The organism is Mucilaginibacter gotjawali (assembly GCF_002355435.1).
Taxonomy (GTDB): Bacteria; Bacteroidota; Bacteroidia; order Sphingobacteriales; family Sphingobacteriaceae; genus Mucilaginibacter; species Mucilaginibacter gotjawali.
The window spans coordinates 2,963,867-2,983,003 of record NZ_AP017313.1 but is presented as its reverse complement, the minus strand read 5'-3'; the positions used below and the strand labels follow the sequence as shown (position 1 = coordinate 2,983,003).

General features: G+C 40.9%; 20 protein-coding genes. 4 read left to right on the top strand and 16 right to left on the bottom strand.

Annotation, left to right across the window (positions count from 1 at the left end; genetic code table 11):
• Positions 1-3: 3 nt before the first annotated feature.
• The 4 genes from MgSA37_RS29395 to MgSA37_RS28230 form a co-directional block, all read right to left on the bottom strand.
• Positions 4-189: a TolC family protein gene (locus MgSA37_RS29395; protein ID WP_096352528.1), complete on the bottom strand. Its 186-nt coding sequence runs from the start codon at positions 187-189 to the stop codon at positions 4-6.
• Positions 132-1,430 carry a TolC family protein gene (locus MgSA37_RS13220; protein WP_096352526.1) on the bottom strand — a complete coding sequence of 433 codons (1,299 nt, stop codon included), beginning with the start codon at positions 1,428-1,430 and terminating at the stop codon, positions 132-134. Before MgSA37_RS13220 ends, MgSA37_RS29395 begins: the two co-directional genes overlap by 58 nt.
• 97 nt (positions 1,431-1,527) lie before the next feature.
• The gene (locus MgSA37_RS13215) at positions 1,528-1,992 is read right to left on the bottom strand and encodes a TetR family transcriptional regulator (RefSeq protein ID WP_096352525.1); all 465 of its coding nucleotides are present in this window, start codon (positions 1,990-1,992) and stop codon (positions 1,528-1,530) included.
• Entirely contained in the window at positions 1,989-2,138 is a 150-nt protein-coding gene (locus tag MgSA37_RS28230; protein ID WP_157750558.1) for a TetR family transcriptional regulator, read from the bottom strand. The genes MgSA37_RS13215 and MgSA37_RS28230 overlap by 4 nt, the downstream gene beginning before the upstream one ends.
• Positions 2,139-2,399: 261 nt before the next feature.
• Here MgSA37_RS28230 and purB point away from each other — a divergent pair, with 261 nt between their 5' ends.
• Both purB and MgSA37_RS13205 read left to right on the top strand, forming a co-directional pair.
• Complete coding sequence (gene purB / locus MgSA37_RS13210) at positions 2,400-3,743, top strand: adenylosuccinate lyase (RefSeq protein ID WP_096352523.1); 1,344 nt, start codon at positions 2,400-2,402, stop codon at positions 3,741-3,743.
• A 149-nt stretch (positions 3,744-3,892) separates the two neighbouring features.
• A complete protein-coding gene (locus MgSA37_RS13205; RefSeq protein ID WP_096352522.1) occupies positions 3,893-4,441 on the top strand; it encodes a NifU family protein in 549 nt (182 codons plus the stop codon).
• Between the two features lie 160 nt (positions 4,442-4,601).
• On the opposite strand, the gene MgSA37_RS13200 is transcribed toward MgSA37_RS13205, so the two are convergent.
• The 7 genes from MgSA37_RS13200 to ppk1 form a co-directional block, all read right to left on the bottom strand.
• Positions 4,602-5,393: an inositol monophosphatase family protein gene (locus MgSA37_RS13200; RefSeq protein WP_096352520.1), complete on the bottom strand. Its 792-nt coding sequence runs from the start codon at positions 5,391-5,393 to the stop codon at positions 4,602-4,604.
• Positions 5,359-5,844 (bottom strand): GtrA family protein, encoded by a 486-nt coding sequence (locus MgSA37_RS13195; protein ID WP_096352519.1) that lies wholly within the window; start codon positions 5,842-5,844, stop codon positions 5,359-5,361. The genes MgSA37_RS13200 and MgSA37_RS13195 overlap by 35 nt, the downstream gene beginning before the upstream one ends.
• Positions 5,837-6,994: a prolipoprotein diacylglyceryl transferase gene (locus MgSA37_RS13190; protein ID WP_096352517.1), complete on the bottom strand. Its 1,158-nt coding sequence runs from the start codon at positions 6,992-6,994 to the stop codon at positions 5,837-5,839. Before MgSA37_RS13190 ends, MgSA37_RS13195 begins: the two co-directional genes overlap by 8 nt.
• A 28-nt stretch (positions 6,995-7,022) precedes the next feature.
• Positions 7,023-8,342, bottom strand: coding sequence for a tRNA (N(6)-L-threonylcarbamoyladenosine(37)-C(2))-methylthiotransferase MtaB (gene mtaB / locus MgSA37_RS13185; protein ID WP_096352516.1), 1,320 nt, complete (start codon positions 8,340-8,342; stop codon positions 7,023-7,025).
• Positions 8,343-8,441: 99 nt separating this feature from the next.
• Positions 8,442-9,014: a UbiX family flavin prenyltransferase gene (locus MgSA37_RS13180; RefSeq protein WP_096352514.1), complete on the bottom strand. Its 573-nt coding sequence runs from the start codon at positions 9,012-9,014 to the stop codon at positions 8,442-8,444.
• 149 nt (positions 9,015-9,163) lie between these two features.
• Positions 9,164-10,051 carry a Ppx/GppA phosphatase family protein gene (locus MgSA37_RS13175; RefSeq protein ID WP_096352513.1) on the bottom strand — a complete coding sequence of 296 codons (888 nt, stop codon included), beginning with the start codon at positions 10,049-10,051 and terminating at the stop codon, positions 9,164-9,166.
• 3 nt (positions 10,052-10,054) lie between these two features.
• On the bottom strand, positions 10,055-12,103 hold the full coding sequence (gene ppk1, locus MgSA37_RS13170; RefSeq protein ID WP_096352511.1) for a polyphosphate kinase 1: 2,049 nt from the start codon (positions 12,101-12,103) through the stop codon (positions 10,055-10,057).
• Positions 12,104-12,396: 293 nt separating this feature from the next.
• On the opposite strand from ppk1, the gene MgSA37_RS13165 reads away from it, so the two are divergent.
• Positions 12,397-12,888, top strand: a complete 492-nt coding sequence (locus tag MgSA37_RS13165) for a YajQ family cyclic di-GMP-binding protein (RefSeq protein WP_096352510.1) — start codon at positions 12,397-12,399, stop codon at positions 12,886-12,888.
• 115 nt (positions 12,889-13,003) lie between these two features.
• Here MgSA37_RS13165 and MgSA37_RS13160 read toward each other — a convergent pair whose 3' ends face one another.
• Positions 13,004-13,570, bottom strand: coding sequence for a hypothetical protein (locus tag MgSA37_RS13160; RefSeq protein WP_096352508.1), 567 nt, complete (start codon positions 13,568-13,570; stop codon positions 13,004-13,006).
• Between the two features lie 286 nt (positions 13,571-13,856).
• Positions 13,857-14,297: an Hsp20/alpha crystallin family protein gene (locus tag MgSA37_RS13155; protein ID WP_096352507.1), complete on the bottom strand. Its 441-nt coding sequence runs from the start codon at positions 14,295-14,297 to the stop codon at positions 13,857-13,859.
• 136 nt (positions 14,298-14,433) lie between these two features.
• Here MgSA37_RS13155 and MgSA37_RS13150 point away from each other — a divergent pair, with 136 nt between their 5' ends.
• Positions 14,434-14,880, top strand: coding sequence for an acyl-CoA thioesterase (locus MgSA37_RS13150; RefSeq protein WP_096352505.1), 447 nt, complete (start codon positions 14,434-14,436; stop codon positions 14,878-14,880).
• A gap of 72 nt (positions 14,881-14,952) precedes the next feature.
• On the opposite strand, the gene MgSA37_RS13145 is transcribed toward MgSA37_RS13150, so the two are convergent.
• The 3 genes from MgSA37_RS13145 to MgSA37_RS13135 all read right to left on the bottom strand — a co-directional run bounded on the left by MgSA37_RS13145 (position 14,953) and on the right by MgSA37_RS13135 (position 19,124).
• On the bottom strand, positions 14,953-16,980 hold the full coding sequence (locus tag MgSA37_RS13145) for an FAD-dependent oxidoreductase (protein ID WP_096352504.1): 2,028 nt from the start codon (positions 16,978-16,980) through the stop codon (positions 14,953-14,955).
• 12 nt (positions 16,981-16,992) lie between these two features.
• Complete coding sequence (locus MgSA37_RS13140) at positions 16,993-17,613, bottom strand: MgtC/SapB family protein (RefSeq protein WP_172885322.1); 621 nt, start codon at positions 17,611-17,613, stop codon at positions 16,993-16,995.
• Between the two features lie 113 nt (positions 17,614-17,726).
• A complete protein-coding gene (locus MgSA37_RS13135) occupies positions 17,727-19,124 on the bottom strand; it encodes an FAD-binding oxidoreductase (RefSeq protein WP_096352501.1) in 1,398 nt (465 codons plus the stop codon).
• Positions 19,125-19,137 lie beyond the last annotated feature (13 nt).

Sequence of the window (19,137 nt, the reverse complement as noted above, 5' to 3'; positions counted from 1 at the left end):
CAATTATTTAATTCGTCCGTATGCTTTATCAAGATCAACTTTGCTTACAAGGGCATCATAAAGGCCCTGGATATAGGTGTTATCGGCCTGCTGAAGATCTGTTTGCGCCTGGGTAACTTCAATGCTTGAGCCTACGCCCTGCTCATATTTGATTTTGGCAACACGAAGCACTTCCGCAGCCAATGCCATGTTTTTTTCTGATCATTCAATGTTTGCAATCCATTGATGTATGAAATACGGGCCTGGTCTACCTGAAGGTTTACCGTATTTTTCATATCATCAAGGTCATTCTGTGATTTTAAAACGGTTATTTTAGACTGCTTTACCTGGTTTAGGTGCTGCCATCCTGTAAAAAGCGGAATACTTAGATTAAGCCCCACATAGCTTGATGGATAATTGCTACTGAATAATTGTCCAAAACTATTGTTTTGATTGGCGATGGAATAGTTGGCAACAGCGGTCAATTTTGGTAAAAACTGTCCTCTTTTACTTTTTAAGTCGTATTCATTCAATTTCTTCTGGGTCTCCAGCAGGTTGTATTCAATCCTATTGTGATAAATACTTGTGTCATTCACAGCATCAGCTATGCTTGCCTCCAGTTTTATATCTTCAAGTTTATCTTTTAACGTAAGCTCCTTATTAACCGGCATACCCATTTGGAATTTTAACAACTCATAGTTTAATACAATCAGCCTTTTTGTGTTTTCCCAGTTGGTAACCAATGAGTTATATTGAACGGTAATTCTATCCACATCAATTTTTTCAACAAACCCCTGTTTATTGCGAGCTGTCGTTTCGTCCACTTGCTGTTTAAGTTCATTAACATTTGCTTCAAGTAACTTTAACTGCTCCGCGCTAACCAATACCTGATAATAAGCTTTAGTAATGTTAACATTCACTTCAATTTTGGAGCGCGTGTAACTCCTTGTATACAACTCTTTATAGGTTTTACTCGCTTGTAACCCCACAATGTAGTTGGGGTCGAACAATATTTGATTTATTGTAAAACCGATATTGGTATTGTAGTTCTGCTGAAAACTGACTGTGTTTGCTTTTCCGTTGCTTGCCGGCGGCGTACCGGATATCACCTTGTTGGTTGCACTATCCACTACGTGTTGCTTGTTCAATATCCCGTAAACCGGGCCGGATATAAAGTCGGGAAAGATAATGGATGGAGTCTTTAAATAATCCTGAAAGCTGGCTGCTCCGCTGATTTGTGGTAAACCCTGTCCAATAGTTTCCTTTACATGGTATCCTGCACTTTCAACATCAAGGTTTGCGTTTTTTACATCATGCTGGTGCTCATAAGCATAGTTGACGCAATCAGCAACGGTGAAGTTATATTTCTGACTGTCAGGCGGGGCCTGCTGCGCGAAACCATTTAGGGCAACGGCGCATATTAAAGATAATATTAATACTATATGTTTCATTTTTATTGTTGTGTTGTTCGTATTACAATTAATATAAGCTGATTTGGACAGCTGCCACAAAGTAAGTTCTGATCTGTGACAACCCTATGTCAGCAGTTTATTCTTCTATTATGTTTTTATACTGGTTCAGCAACTTATATCCTTTAAGTGTACAAATACCGTAGTTAAAATGTTCCAGAAATTGTTGCTGAACTTTCCATGTATTAAATTCCGCCAGGGGGAAGATGGCATTATTAAACCCCATTTCTACCATATTAACATGCATCCTTGCAATAATTTTAACATCTATCTGTGGCCTTATATACCCCTGCGTAATACCCTTGGTTAAAAGCTGTTCCATCTTTTGGGTAATAACTTTGTTTTTAAACTCCTGGAATTGTTTCCATGCTTCCGGATGAAACTTCTGTAGTTCGTGGATGACGATCGGGTTTATCCTGGAAAATATTTCTTCAGAGCATTTCATCATATTGATCATCTCCTCAATCACATTTCCCGAACGATTGATAATATCGTTCATTTGCTCTTCATCCTCTTTCAATTTTTTCTGAACCAAGGCAATCACCAGTTCATTTTTATCTTTGAAAAACTGGTAGATGGTTTTTTTGACATACCCAGGTGCCTGGCAATATCATCCATCGTTACGCTCTTGATACCTGCTATTAAAAACAGTTCTTCGCTCCCCAGTATTATTCTTTCTGTTTGACTCATTGACTTTGGAAGTCAAAACTATGGAAACATTTTTAGATTACAAAGTTTCCAAAGTTTATTACCTTCTTCTGACAAACATTGTTTAGCAGCAGTTCAGTTAAAAAACAAATTTATTTCAAACGACGAGCACTAACAGGTGGAAATAACGACAATATGAAGGGCGAATCACGCCAACCCCCTGCTGCTGTTAAAACCTGCTACTGCCCACTATTTAAAACTGCTATTTAAAACATTACCTTTGCAAAAAATTAAAATCCTTTTATGACGCTTACTCCACTTTCAGCAATTTCTCCTATTGACGGCCGTTACCGCAACACTACCGCAGCGCTTGCGGATTATTTTTCGGAGTACGCTTTAATTAAATACAGGGTGTTTGTTGAAATTGAATATTTCATCGCCCTGTGCGAACATCCGTTGCCCCAGTTACAAAACTTTGATAAAAATGCAACAGAAAAGTTACGTGCCATTTATAAAAATTTTAACGAAGCGGATGCTCAAAGTATTAAAGAAATTGAAAAAATAACCAATCATGATGTTAAAGCGGTGGAATATTTTATCAAAAAACAATTTGATAATTTAGGCCTTGAAGCCTACAAGGAGTTTATTCACTTCGGCTTAACATCCCAGGATATCAACAATACAGCTATCCCCTATTCATTTAAGTTAGCACTTACCGAATCGTATTATCCTGCTATAAATGAACTGGTAGATATTTTAAAAAAATATGCTGCCGATTGGGCTCAAATCCCGATGCTGGCACATACGCACGGTCAGCCGGCCTCTCCAAGCCGGTTAGGTAAAGAAATAAACGTTTTTGTTGAGCGACTGGAAAACCAGCTGAACCTTTTAAAAGCCGTTCCCTATTCCGCCAAATTTGGAGGCGCTACCGGCAATTTTAACGCACACCATATTGGTTACCCGGCTATCGAATGGAAAGCCTTTGGTAATCATTTTGTAAATGATATTTTAGGATTAAGCCGCTCGCAGTTTACTACCCAGATTGAGCACTATGATAATTTTGCGGCCCAGTGTGACGCGCTGAAAAGGATAAACAATATCCTGATCGACCTTGACAGGGATATTTGGCAATACATCTCCATGAACTATTTTAAACAGCTCATCAAAGCTGGTGAAATTGGTTCATCGGCTATGCCACATAAGGTTAATCCTATTGATTTTGAAAATTCAGAAGGTAACCTGGGCATTGCCAATGCTTTGTTTGAACACTTTGCCGCCAAATTGCCTATTTCAAGGCTTCAGCGTGACTTGACAGACTCAACCGTATTGCGAAACATTGGTGTTCCGGTAGCACATACATTGATTGCTATTAAATCAACCGTAAAGGGATTAAATAAATTGTTATTGAATACAGATGCCATTAACGCGCACCTCGAAGCCAATTGGGCTGTAGTGGCCGAAGCGATTCAAACAATTTTGCGCCGCGAGGGATATCCTAACCCTTACGAGGCCTTAAAAGAACTAACCCGCACCAACCAGCAGGTAAATGCCGAAACGATTGCTGTTTTTGTGGATGGGTTAAATGTTGACGATTCGATAAAAGAAGAAATTAAACGGATAACACCGGCGAATTATACAGGGATTTAGTGATTAGTGGATAGTTAATTTTGTCTTCGCCTAATCTCTAACCTCCAGTCTCTAATCTCTAAGTCACCAACAGGTCATAACAAATAAATACAGGTACATAAATCAAAAAGCTGTTTAACTTTGTTCATCTATATTAGCTATAAAATAAAATGAATATCAACGTATATACCGAATCGACTCCTAACCCGGCAACCATGAAGTTCATTGTGAACAAGTTGCTGATTAATGGCAGTTTGGATTTTCCCACAAAAGAAAGCGCCGAAGTTTCGCCATTTGCCAGGGAGTTATATAAGTTTTCCTTTGTTAACGGGGTTTTCTTTGCCAGTAACTTTGTAACAGTAACCAAGTTTGAAGGAGATAACTGGGACGATTTGCTACCCATACTGAAAGAGTTTGTAAAAGGTGCCGTAGAAGCAGAATTGGTGATCAAAGAAGAAGAGCACGTTGAAGCCGATTTTGAAGGTACTGACACCGAAGTAAAGATCCAGCAGATATTAAACGACTATGTACGCCCTGCTGTTGAACAGGACGGCGGCGCTATTGCCTATAAATCATTTGACGCCGGCGTTGTAACTGTTGAATTGCGCGGATCATGCAGCGGGTGCCCTTCATCAACCGTTACCCTTAAAGCAGGCATTGAAAACCTGTTGAAAAGAATGGTTCCGGAAGTTACTGAAGTGGTTTCTGAAGCATTATAAAAATAGACACGAATTTCACGAATGTGTTCGAATGGACACAAATACCGGGCGAATTTTATTTGACACGAATTTCACGAATAAGGCCGAATTTTCACTAATAACAGGATGAAAATTCGGCCTTTTCATTTGTGTCCATTCGAACACATTCGTGAAATTCTTGTCAAATAAAATATTTTTGGATCACCCCCAGCATCTCCCCTGTTATCTTTCTATTCGTCGCCAGCACTTCCCTGGTATTTAAAACTTCATTTCCGCCTTTAAAGTTTACAACTTCGCCACCGGCCTGCCGCACTATGACAATTCCGGCAGCAACATCCCAGGTATTCAAATTATATTCGTAAAAGGCATCGAACCGGCCGCAGGCGGTGTATGCCAGATCGACTGCAGCTGAGCCTAAACGGCGAAGGCCGTGGCAACTGCGCATCAGATCTGCAAATAATTCAATATAAGCAGCCTGCTTTTCAAAATCGTAATAGGGAAACCCTGTCGCCAGTAAGCATTGGTCAACTGTTGGCGTTGGGGATACGCTGATCTCATTACCATTTAAATAGGCCGGCGAATCTTTCCATGCGTAAAAGCACTCATCCTGGTTAATTTCATAAACAACGCCCATAACCAGTTCATCATCTTCCTGTAACGCAATACTTACCGAAAAAACCGGCAAACCATGAATAAAGTTGGTGGTACCGTCCAACGGGTCGATGATCCAATTATATTTTTCGCCCAGCCGGTTAATGGTTTTTTCTTCGGTGATAAAGCCTGCTTCGGGCAATACACTTTTTAAAGCCGATACAATAATTTTTTCAGCAGTTTTGTCCACATAGGAAACCAGGTCGTTTAGTCCTTTGAATTCGATTTTGTCAGCGCTGAAAGTTTTCCGTTGTTCGCGGATAAAGGCACCCGCTTCTTTGGCTACTTCAATTACTTTGTGCGTTACTTCTTTCAGATGCATGGTGTCTTAATGATAGGCTGAATGAAAAAAACTTATGGACAAAAAAACTTAAAAAAAACAGACTTAACGCTGCAGAGGGGCGGGCTACAATAGGATCCATCTGGAAACTCTGGATAAACAATTTTAATACCGCCAGATTGGCAAAATAGCCAACAAAAGCAACAGACACAAACCTGAAGAACTGTTTATATGGAGGTAGCTTTGACTCGGAAAAAACTAAATACCTGGTGATTAAAAAGTTAACCAGCACCCCCAGAAAAAAAGATATAGAAAATGAAAGTGTATAATTACGCACCGTGAAGTAAACGATGTGATAGGTTTTTTGAACCAGCAAGTTATGATAAAACAGGTAAAAAGCAGAAACGTCAACTAAAAACCCCACTCCCGCCGAAAAGACAAACCTGACAACCTGGTTTTTTAATAATTTATTGCCCAGGTTTTGGTTAGCCATGTTTAGCTTTTTTCTTGTTCATTTGGGTAAACCATAGTACTAAACCGCCCAATACCATAAATATAGAGATCATCTCGGCTTGCGTAAAACTCATCCCGGCTACGTTGTATTTTGTATTTACCCTTATCAATTCTATAAAAAAACGCTCAACACCCGCCAGGATCATGTAGATTCCAAATAATACGCCCGAAGCTTTTATTTTACTGCGGATGCTCCAGAGAAAAAAGAAGAGGAGGATACAAATTACCGATTCGTAAAATGAGGTGGGGAACACCGGAACAGGCAGCTCGCTGCAAAACTTACCTACACAACCCGGAATTGCTACGCCTTCATTATTTACATTATGAGGGAATTTAAATGCCCACATCCAATCTGGCGCCCAGCTTAGCCAATGTGGTTTTGGCGCAAGGTTATTTATTCCCCAATCACCGTCGCCTGACATCTGGCAGCCAACACGGCCAATGCCGTAAGCCAACATCATACCAGGGCCGCCAATATCAAGCATATCCATCCATTTGATGCCATGTTTCCAGGCGATATATAGTACCACGGCTCCGCCACAGATTAAACCGCCATAAAAGGTGAGCCCGCTGAAACCTATTAACATCCCGACAGGGTCTTTCATAAACTCGCCCCAGTTTTCCAAAGCGTTAAAAACTTTTGCCCCGGCAAAGCCGCATACTGCCGCCCAAAGTAAAATACTTCCCATCAACTCATAGGGGTGTACGGTTACTACCTGTGTTTTAGGGGTTGGCAGTTCCTGTTTTTTACTTTCATAATAGGCCCAGTAAGCAAACGCTGCTGCACCTATAATGCCTCCAACCCAATTGCCTCTGGCCGATAAAATAAAACCTTGTGTATCGTCAAGCAGCGTATGGTAATTCAGGATAGCGTCAACCAATTTAAAACCCAGGATAAAACCAAAAAAACCATTGCCGGCCAATTCACCTAAGGTAGCAGGTTGACCAACAGTTACCGTTTTTTGGAAGGGATGGATGTAACCCAGTTTTTCTTTTCGTTTAAACTCCTGTGCAAACGCCCAATAAGCCGCTATAAAAGCAATCGCCACAAAAAAACCGAACGATTGTATAGGAAGCGGTATGTTTATTCCGGTAAAATATTGAATCAGCGAAGAAATAGTGGGGAACATAGGTTAATGTTTTGGGCGCAATATAAGGTTAATGTGCAAATATTTCTTCGCTTTCGGTTATTTCAACATCACCGTCTGATGATATTTGTGTTAATAAAACTCTCTTTAATTCGTTAACCAATACCGGATCATATTTGGTTTTAACTTTCACATAATTACGGGTAAAACCGTGCATAAAACCGTCTTTAATATCGCCCTCAAACAACACTTCTTCGTTTTTATTTAACTGGCTCTCATAAAATGCCCTGCGTTTTTTATCCGATAAGATGTGCAGCATCTTACTCCTGTCGGCACGGGTTGAACCCGGCACCACCTCTCCCATTTCGCTTGCCAGTGTATTTTCACGTTCTGAGTAAGTAAATACATGCAGGTACGAAACGTTCAATTCATTTAAAAAATTATAGGTGTCGATAAAATCTTCCCGTGTTTCGCCGGGGAAGCCAACGATCACATCCACGCCGATGCAGCAGTCGGGCATCAGCTGTTTAATTTTGGCAACCCTGTTTACGTATAAATCTCTCTTGTACCTGCGGCGCATCAAACCCAATATTTTGTCAGAACCTGACTGGAGCGGGACATGAAAGTGCGGAACAAAACGCTTTGAGGCAGCCACAAATTCAATGATCTCGTCCGTTAATAAATTGGGTTCGATAGAAGATATGCGTATCCGGTTAATCCCCTCAACTTCATCCAGTGCTTTTACCAAATCAAAGAATTTATCGTGGCGTTTACCATCCCTTATCCCGAAATCACCCAAGTTCACCCCTGTTAAAACAATCTCCTTTACACCGGAAGCTGCAATTTGTTCGGCCTGTTCAATCACATGCGCAATGGTATCGCTGCGGCTGCTGCCCCTGGCCAGGGGTATAGTACAAAAGGAACAGGAATAATCGCAGCCATCCTGAACTTTTAAAAAGGTGCGGGTTCTGTCGCCAAAGGAATAGCCGCTGATAAACTCTTTTGCTTCGGATACCGGCTGGTTATAAATTAATGCTTTAGGATTTTTAGTAAGATCAGTGATATAATCAACGATCTGGAATTTCTCAGCCGCTCCCAAAACCATATCTACTCCCGGTATTTCGGCAATTTCTTTTGGTTTTAACTGGGCATAGCAGCCAACAATAGTGACATAAGCCGCCGGGGATATTTTCAGCGCTTCCTTTACTACCTTTTTACACTTTTTATCCGCGTTATCCGTAACTGAGCAGGTATTGATCACATATACATCGGGTGTATCGGTAAAGTCAACCGTATCATAGCCTGCTTTGATAAAAAGCCGGCCAATAGAAGAGGTTTCCGAATAATTCAGTTTACAACCTAATGTATAAAATGCAACCTTTTTGTTCATTTTGAAGGCGCAAAGGTAAGGAATTTAGAGATTAGTTGAATATAGATTGGAGATTAGATTTAAGTTAAGAATATCTAAAGAAAAAAAGCCATGAATTCATTATTCGCTCCACCGGTAAGTCTCATTTTCCAGCCCGATCAGATCTATCACCCTGTTTACCACCGTCATGGCGAGATCCTCAATGGTTTGGGGCTTGCTATAGTACGAAGGTATGGCCGGGCAAATAATGCCCCCGGCTTCGGTAATGGTTTGCATATTGCGGATGTGAATCAGGCTGAAGGGCATATCCCTGGGTACCAATATCAATCTTCGCCGCTCCTTTAAAATAACATCGGCAGATCGTGTGATCAGGTCATCCGATATGCCACCCGCTATTCTTCCCAATACGCCCATTGAACAAGGGATAATCACCATGGTATCATACTTAGCCGATCCTGATGCGAAGGGCGCCATAAAGTCATTTTTGGCGTAAAACTTAAAAGGGTAGTCCGCATAGGTTTCATTATCCAGTTCAAACTTCCAGATGTCTTTGGCATTGTCTGACATTACAACGGCAACATCCTTTACCTGTTCATTTAATTGTGCCAATTTATCAAGCAAAAGCTTCGCGTAAATTGAACCGCTGGCTCCGCAAACTGCAATAACTATTTTTTTCTTTACGTCCGTACTCATAAACCTCGCCAGCTAAAATTTACCGCATAAAAAAGGGTCGAATAACAAGTACTCGACCCTACATCTACCTATGAAAAACATGCCCATTGAAAGGGCGTCACAAATATAATAACAGTTTTTTAATTTTTTTACAATTTATTGAAAATAATTTAACTCTCTTTTGAAAAATTCTTTTCTATAAGCGTTTGGATAATTCCATCCACCAAACCAACTGTTGGTACATACATATTTTTGATGTTTGCAACTTTCATTACGGTCATATAGATCTCACATGCCGGTATAATTACGTCTGCCCTATCCTGGTTCAGGCCAAGCACATTTATGCGGTCTTTTAATGAAAACGAGGTTAAATAATTATAAAGGGATTTTAATTTGCCGAAACTCAATGGCGCCTTGTCTTTTTCATCAGCCATTTTGTAAAGTTTGTTAATATTGCCGCCGGTGCCAATGCCTGATATTACCTTAAAAGGGCGTGTATTTTCACGCAAAAAATCTCTCATATCGTTCCAGCTTTCTTCGGTATCCTGGTTATCCAGCATCCTGATGGTGCCAATATTAAAGGATTTGGATGCCCAAAGTTCTCCCCCCGAAAAAAGAGACAATTCGGTACTGCCGCCGCCAACATCAATGTACAGGTAGTTTTTGCTTTTATCGATATTTTGCTCAATATGGCTGGAGTAGATAATTTTTGCTTCTTTCTGCCCGTTGATGATCTCCAGGTCGATATTGGCCGATGTTTTTATTTGGTCGGCTATTTCACTCCCATTTTTCGCTTCGCGCATTGCCGAAGTGGCAAAAGCCATATAATCGGCAACTTTGTAAACATCCATCAGGTTACGGAAAGCCACCATGGTTTTAAGCAGGTCGGTTGATTTTCTTTCAGAAAGGGAATGATCGAGGAACGCGTCATCTCCCAATCGTAAAGGCACCCGTACAAGCGTGTTTTTTTTGAAGGAAACTGAAGTGTTGTTTTCCGTAATATCTGCAATAAGTAACCTTACTGCGTTTGAACCTATGTCAATGGCGGCGTATCTCAAGTGTTATTTGTTTTTAAATTTAAGGTAATTGTAAATATCAACCTGGGCCCGCTGTGGGATGCCCGAATTATTTTTATGGTATTTGTTAGTATTGTGGCTATTGATCTCGCGTGATTTGGTGTTATCCTCCAGTTGCAGGTTGATCATATCCCTGATTTCTTTTCTCAATTCTGGATCCAGTACCGGAAAGCCTACTTCAACGCGGGTATCAATGTTCCGTGTCATAAAATCTGCCGAGGTTAAATAAATCAGCTCGTTACCGCCGTTACAATAAATATGCACGCGTGAATGTTCGAGGTACTTGTCAACAATACTCAGCACTTCAATATTTTCGCTATAGCCTTTCATCCCCGCAATAAGGCAGCACATCCCCCTGATGATCATTTTGATTTTAACACCGGCGTTACTGGCTTCATATAGTTTAGCGATAATTTGCTCGTCGGCCAGGCTGTTCATTTTCAGGATCATGTAAGCTTCTTTGCCGGCTTTAGCATTTTTTATCTCATTGTCTATCAGTTTATAAATGGCGGGGCGTGCATCAATGGGAGATACGATCAGGCTTTTCAAGCCCCTGGGTAAAGTGCTTTTATTTAAGGCCTTAAATATATTTACCAGGTCGGCGGTGATGCTTTTATTAACGGTAAGCAAGGTATGGTCAGCATAAATCTGCGCCGTTTTTTCGTTAAAATTACCCGTTGATAAACAGGCGTAATACTCAATTTTTCCCTTTTCGAGCCTGCCGATCAGGCAAATTTTGGAGTGTACTTTATAACCATCAATACCGTAGAGTACATTTACACCTTCCTCTTCAAGCCTCCGGCTCCATCCTATGTTGTTTTGCTCATCAAACCTTGCCCTTAGTTCAACCAGGCAGGTAACTTTTTTACCATTTTTGGCAGCATTGATCAATGCATGGATAACCCTTGAATTCTCTGCAAGCCTGTAAACTGCAATGCTGATCTCCTTAACTTTTGGGTCAATGGCAGCCTCACGCAAAAAGTGGATCACATAATCATACGACTGGTATGGCGTACTGATCATATAATCTTTTTTGGATACCATTCCCATCAGGCTTTTACCGAATGACAGGCCATCAACCGGTAATGGAATATTTTTCTCGTATTCCAGTTCATGCCTTCCGACATTGGGAAAAGAGATGAAGTTTTTAAAATTATGATAGCGGTTGCCGGGAATCAGGCTTTCGCCGTTGAGGCCCATTTTGCTAACCAGGTATTTGAGCATATCCAGCGGCATTTCTGAGTCGTATAGCAAACGCATCGGCTTACCCTTCTTCCGCTTTTGCAGGCTTTTTGCAAGGGAATCTATAAATTTCTCGCTCACCTCTTTGTCAAGGTCGAGTTCCGCATCTCGGGTAAGCTGGATTGAAAACGCTTCTATTTTATCATGTTCAAAAATGAAGAATATATCTTCAAGGCTATAGCGGATCACATCATCCAGCAGGATAATAAACTTCAGGTTATTAGTTTCGGGCAAAACGATAAACCGGGATAAAGAATCGGGGAATTCAATTAATGCCAGCCTCGTTTTTTTGTTTTTAGTGAGTTTTACAAAAAAATAGATAGCCCTGTCCCTCAACTCCGGCAACGGGAGATCGTCGTTTAACATTATGGGCACTAAAGTCGCCAGTAACTTTTCCCTGAAATAATGCTTCACGAATTCACCGCGGCTAACATTCAATTGCTTGTCATTCAGAATAAAGATCTTTTCTTCGGCAAGTTGCTTAACAATAATGTTTTCGTACAGGTTGTTGAACTTACGCTCCTGCCTTACAACAATGTTTTTTATTTGGTTGAGGATCTTTTTTGGGTTATAACCTAAAATCTCTTTTGCCTTTTCATTCAGGTTGGCCAGGCGGCTTAAAGTAGCCACCCTGACACGGTAAAACTCATCAAGGTTTGATGAAAAAATAGCTAAAAACTTTATACGGTCGATTAGCGGGACGGTTGGATCGGCAGCCTCCTGCAAAACCCTGTCGTTGAAATATAACCAGCTTATTTCGCGATTAATGATAGGTACGTTCTTATTATCCATATAAAGAGCAGCCTTTCGGCCCGATTTACAAATCTGCTTATTTAATTGTTAACTTAATATTAACTCATTAGTATATTAACGTATTTTTAATGTTATTGTGTAGTAGTTCATCGTTGATGGTTCATAGTTCATGGTTCACAGCTCATGGTTCACGGTAAAAGTCAATAGATTAAACGGCGAACGGGCAAAAAAAACCATGAACGATGAACTATCAACTATGAACTTTTTATCATGAACCATGAACTGTGAACCATGAACTATCACTAAATTTGCACCCACCAAATAAACTAAACATGCCAACTTTTGATATAGTAAGCAAAATCGACGGCCAAACGCTTGATAATGCCGTTAACACCGCAAAAAAGGAAATATTGAACCGTTACGATTTCCACGACAGTAAAAGCACTATCGACCTGGACAAAAAAACCAATACATTAACAGTAGTGACTGAAAATGATATGCGCCTGAAAGCCATCCAGGATTCCATCATCGGCAGAATGGTTAAACAACACCTGGATCCTAACGCCCTTGATTTTGGCAAAGAACAATATGCATCAGGCAATATGATCCGCAAGGAAATAAAGATAAAAGAGGGAATTGATAAGGAAGCTGCTAAAAAGATAGTGAAAGCAATCAAAGACAGCGGCCTGAAGGTGCAGGCTTCTATTATGGACGACCAGGTGCGGGTACAAGGTAAAAAAATTGACGACCTGCAGGCTGTTATCGCTTTATGCCGCAAAGACAATTTCGGGCAGCCGTTGCAGTATATTAATATGCGGGATTGATTTCGGATTGTTCACCGTTGTTAATTTTTTGGCGCTCAAGATAACTTCGCCGTTTTTTATGTGCGATTTAGGATTTTAAATGCGGACTAAGAGATGGAGAATTCAGGATTGAATGTTATTTGATCTTGAAAGTTTTAACTGCTTTATCAAAAATAGGGCGATAGCTGTCTTTCTGTGTTGTAAGACACGATCCGGTTATAACATAAGCGAGGCCATTTTTAATAAAAACATAAGTTTTAAGCGCAATATTGCGGCCCTGGTAATTGAATACATTTGTCGAATATTTTCCACTAAAACCATTTACTTCAAAATCACCTGAGCCGTCTTTGACCATACCGCCACTTTTCATATTTTCATCGCTTGCGGTCATATATTCTTCCATTGATGCTCCATGAGCATCTTCTGTAAGTATATTGAGGTTTGGTGAGAAATTATCAACCGGAGGTGACATCAAAAATAATATTTTGAAGCCCTGAGATTCTTTAACAAAATGTTTCCAACCGGCCGGAAGCGCTATGCTAAATTTATCAGTATCAACAATCACACCATTGGTATCAGTACCTTTTCTTATTTCAATATGCTTTTGCGGGGCGCCGTTGCGACAACTTAAGATGATAAATGTTATTCCAAAAACGGCTAAAAGCAGACTTATCCGGCGTAAAATTAATTTGTATTTGTTCATGATAAATAAATGAGCTTGTTTTTTAAAATGCAGCCCCAGTTGCCCTTATGCCGCCGTTTTCAAATATAACAACCACCTTTAACACATTTGAGTAAGACTGAAAATATATTTTACGCCAACTTTTATAATAAAGAAGACCGCCCCTGAAGGAGCGGCCATCTAACTAAACCAACTTATTATGAAAACAATTTTTTATAATTTTCGACTAAGATTCGTAAGATTCAAATGATTTTAGGATTTTAATCGCGGTAATCCTTTAATCCTACGAATCATGGTTCAGACAAAATTACTTTACAGCAATTTCTCTTGTCTGAATTTTTGCTTCTTCTTTTTTAGCTACGTAAAGTTTTAATATGCCATCGGTATATTCAGCTTCAATTTTGTTTTGATCGGCAGCTTCGGGCAAAGTGAATGAGCGGGTAAATGAGTTGTAGCTGTATTCACGTTTGCTGAATTTTTTGCCTTCTTCAACGTTTTCAGTTTTCTTATCGGCTGAAACGCTCAGTACGTTTTTATCAAGGCTGATCTTAAAGTCTTCTTTCTTTAAGCCTGGTGCGGCCAGCTCAATATGAAACTGCGTTTCAGTTTCTGAAATGTTAACAGCGGGCACGCGGGTGGCTAATTTATCGCTTAAAAACGAGTCGTTTAAGATGGAGTCAAACACATCGCTAAAGAATGGGTTAACTGCGTGATTTTTTTGTCCGTTTGCAAATTTTACTAAAGTCATTTTTAAATCCTCCTAAGGTTTTTCTTTTATTTATCTTCGCAGCAGATTCGTCAAGTGTTGTACCAATGCTTAAAACGGGCAATATTACAGACAGAATGTCCGTTGATATTTTTTTATAACGACAAAATGGCTCATAATGGCTGAAAAACTATCAGATTACAAATATAAAACCCCCATTGCTATCCGTTTTTCGGATATCGACGCAGTGGGACATGTGAATAACGCGGTTTATTTAACATATTTTGAAGAGGCTCGCATTAAGTACTGGCGGGATATAGTTCAGTGGGATATGAGCGAAAAAGGGGTAATAGTGGGCCGTTCGGAGGTCAATTATTTAAAACCTATTTTGCTTCACGATGAAGTTGAATGTTATATCCGCACTACCCGTATTGGCAACAGCAGTTTTGATGTAATGCATATTTTGGTTAAAATAACCCCTAACGGTCATGAAATATGCACTACCGGAAAAACGGTTTGTGTAAGTTATGATTATAAGGCAAATAAGTCAATCCCTATCCCTGCCATCGAAAGACAAAAGATGATTGAATATGATGAACCTGGCCTGATTTTGAATACGAATTAAATAGGTTGATTAGCTTGTTTTATTGATATAAAGCGTTGTAAAATCTCTCAAAAAACATTCACGTAATCAACTCTACTCACCAATTCCCGACGGGACGAATAATATTGCATCAGCTAACATCGGTGCGCCTTGATCTTTGCATATAATTTCGGCAAATCCAATATTTCCTTCTTCGAAATGATATTGTCCCAAGGGGACCCATTCCCCTTCTGTTTGGCCCTTTACATCAAGGTGGTTAAGGTCGATCTTCTTTTCAGCTGCTGTTTTTCCATTGCTGATTAGCAGGGTGATTTTGCTTGAGTTTCCGTTGGATTTAACCACATAAACATAAAGCTTATAATTCCCTTCTTTTTTTATTGATGGGGTAAATTTTACCAGGTCGCCGGCCTTTGGCAATGCATTTTCAAGCAGGGATGGGCCATAACAGCCTTCAAAGTTGGGCATTCGTTTCCAGTCGCCTTTTACGGCGACCGCTGTTGTATCGTTATCATCTACCAATATTTCGGGCGTACTGCCGTCCGCAAGCGGGTTGTTTTTTAGTTCGGATTGCAGTTTTTGCACATCTACCAGTTGTACCGGGCAGTTTTTGTCAATTGCCATGCAGGCCGCGACAGCTGCGGACTGTCCCAACATCATAAACACCGGCTCCATCCTGATGGAACCGTAGGCAATATGCGAGGCTGATAAACAAACCGGTACCAATAAATTGCTGCACTCCTCCTTTTTGGGAACCAGGCTGCGATAGGAGATTGGATATGGCCCGAACCCTCCTATTTGCACATCGCCTTCATTTTTTACCATCCCGTTTACCACCAACCGCTCTGCGTTATGCGAATCCATGGTATAGGCAGCCAGGGCAATACCATCGTTTACTGTTTCCCGGCCCTGGCAATTGGCCTGGGTCATCACGTATTCTCCAAGCATCCGCTTTGCTTCACGCACATACATTTGGGTGGTAAAATGACCGGAATTTTGATATTCATCTTTTGGATAACCATATTGCAGCATTTCGTTCCGAAGGTTTAAGGGAATACGGGGATCGTGTCCCACAAAATAAAAAAAGCCTTTGGTGTAGTTTGCATGCGATTTAAAAATGGCACCCCTTTCCTGATAATTTGCTTCGGGATATTTCCAGCTCGCGCCAATCAGGTCTGTTGAAAATGGCCCATTATTATTAATATCCGTTTTATGATTGGGCATCTCGCTGGTCGTCATAATGTCCTCGATATGCTTAATGGGCTTTTTCTCCATCAGGCGGAGCAATAATTCGTAGCGTTCGGGCTTGTAGTCATCAGGTTGGGTAATCTGGATGCTATTAGCTGGATCTTTACTTAAACAAACCCTGATATTATAGGTTTGAACCATTTTGTTCCCGGTACCATCAGGCAATAAAGTACTATTACTGATGCCCCAAAGCAGGCCGCTTTCCGGCTTTCCTGGAATTTTATAGGGATCGATACCATCTGGAAACTGGTGCTTTTCCCTTAGTTGAACGCCGTTATAGGTTTCATTATACTGCTTATTGTCTTCGCGGCCTACCGTATAAGATACGCCTGCTTTAGCCATCAGGTCGCCTTCGTAACTGCAATCGATGAATTCTTTACCGCCAATGGTTTTGTTCGTTTTTTTGGAAGGGCGAAGGGAATTTTCAAGAGAGATTGAAGTGACCTTGCCGTTTATTTTGTTGGCAGATGATACCCGGTGATCATATAAAACAAGCACACCAGCTTTTTTTAAGTAGGCAAGGAGGATATTTTCGGCAACGTGCGGCTCAAAAATCCATTGCTCAAAAGCGCCGTAATGTTGGCCAATCTTTCTGTAAAAATCGAGTGATAACCCTTTAATAGCGTACTTGTTGCCGATATCTGTATAACCTAACCCACCAGTGGTTAAGCCGCCAATGCGCTCACCGGGTTCGATCAGCAATACCGATTTACCCATTTGTTTGGCGGTATACGCAGCAATTACACCCGAAGCTGTGCCACCATAAACTATAATATCAAAATGGGAGGTAATCCCGTTTAGTTTGGATTGAGCAAATGACAAATTAAAGCTCAATAAGATGAGCAACAGGGCACCGAACGAATATGTTTTCTTCATGCGTTCAAAAAATTAAAACGACTTGATCTCCGGCATTTGTAAAAGAATCTCAGCCAGCTTTGACAGGTCCATTTTATGGCCAGTCACCCAGATTGCGGCTTGCAGGCAGCCGTCTTTTTTGGAAATGTTGACTGTATTAAACTTTAAACCGTTGGCGGCAATCAGCTTCCGGATATGTTCGACATTTTCAAAATCTCCATTGGTGAATTCGATCACAAATAATTTGTCGCGGTGAATTTTGTCGATATATCCTTCCAGTAAGCTAAAGGTCACCAATACCATCAAAACTACGATAGTCGAAACTACGCCTAAAATATAGTGTTCAGAACCGATCACCATCCCGATGCCAGCGGATACCCATATTACCGCCGCAGTGGTTAAGCCGCTAATGCCTACATTGTCCTTAAAAATAACCCCGGCGCCAATAAAACCTACGCCGGTTACGATATTCATAGCAGCCAAATTGCCTGACGTTTGCGCAACGATCGTAAACAAGGTTGAACCAAGACAGATCAGGATAATGGTGCGGAAACCAGCGATTTTATTTTTGTATTGACGTTCGAGCCCAAGCAGCCCGCCGCATAAAACCGCCAGCCCCACTTTAATGAGGTCGGCGTCAGAAATATGGAGCAAGGTGTTCAATTATTGAATTAGTGAATTTTAAATTTAATACTTTTAAATCAAATATCGGATGATTTCCCGTACAACCGATCAATTAATCAACTTAATCCAACCCAATCAACCAATTAAAATATCTTCCCCGGGTTTAAGATGCCGTTTTTATCAAAAACCTTTTTGATGCCCCGCCATATTTCAAAATGAACTTCTGCAAATTTAATGGACATATAATCTTTTTGAACCATGCCAATGCCGTGCTCGCCGGAGATGGTGCCACCAAGGGAAACTGTTAGTTCAAAAATTTCACGAATTCCATCTTTTAACTTGTTGTTCCAATCATCATCGCTCATCAGGCCTTTAATGATATTGGTATGCACATTCCCATCGCCTGCATGTCCATAACATATTGATTCAAAGCCGTATTTATTTCCTATTTCTTTTATTCCTTTAATCAATTGCGGCAAGCTGGCACGCGGCACCACGGTATCTTCCTCTTTATAAATTGAATTTGATTTCACCGATACCGCCATCGTCCGGCGCATGCGCCAAAGCTCTTCTTTTTGAGCCGATGTGTCGGCAAATAATACGTCTTTACAATCAAACTCTTCCAGTACCTCGTTTATTTTTTCGCAGTCCGCGAAGATAACATCCTGGTTGGTGCCGTCAACTTCAATCAACAAAAATGCTTCTATCTCATCCTTCAGGTCAAAGGCGATACCGTCATGTTCTTTTACCCATTCCACCCCTCTCCGTTCCATAAACTCCAGCGCAGACGGAACAATGCCGGCCCTGAAGATTGCTGAAACAGCCGAACAGGCATTCTCATTTGTACTGAAGGAAGCCAAAAGCAAAGCGTCGTGCGTTGGCCCGGGAATCAACTTAACTACAATTTTGGTTATAATGCCCAGCGTGCCTTCAGCGCCGATCATCAACTGGGTTAAATTATAGCCGGAAGCATATTTTAAGGTATTGGCACCTGTCCAGATAATATCGCCTGATGGCAGCACCACCTCCAGGTTAAGGATATACTCCCTGATGGTACCGTACTTCACCACCCTGGGGCCGCCAGAGCCATGCGAAACATTACCCCCGATAAAACAACTTCCCTTACTCGCCGGGTCAACGGGGTAAAGTAATCCTTTTGCGGCAACCTGGTTCATAAACTCTTCAGTTACCACACCGGGCTCAACAGTTGCCTGCAGGTTTTGCTCATCTATACCCAACACCTTATTAAAGCGTTCCATTGAGATCAATAAACCGCCCATAACGGCTAACGCACCGCCACTTAAGCCGGTCCCTGCTCCTCTTGGCGTTACAGGGATCAGGTTTTCATTACAAAGCCGCATCAGTGCCGCTATTTCCTGGGGTGTTTTTGGCTTTACAACAACTTCCGGGTAATAATGCAGGTCTTCTGTTTCATCGTGGCTGTATTTTTCAAGATCGGTATGGCTGGTAATAACGGCGTCATCACCAACAATTAATTTGATGGAAGAAAGGATACCGGAAGTGATTTTATTGTAAATCATATTTGCTTTGTCC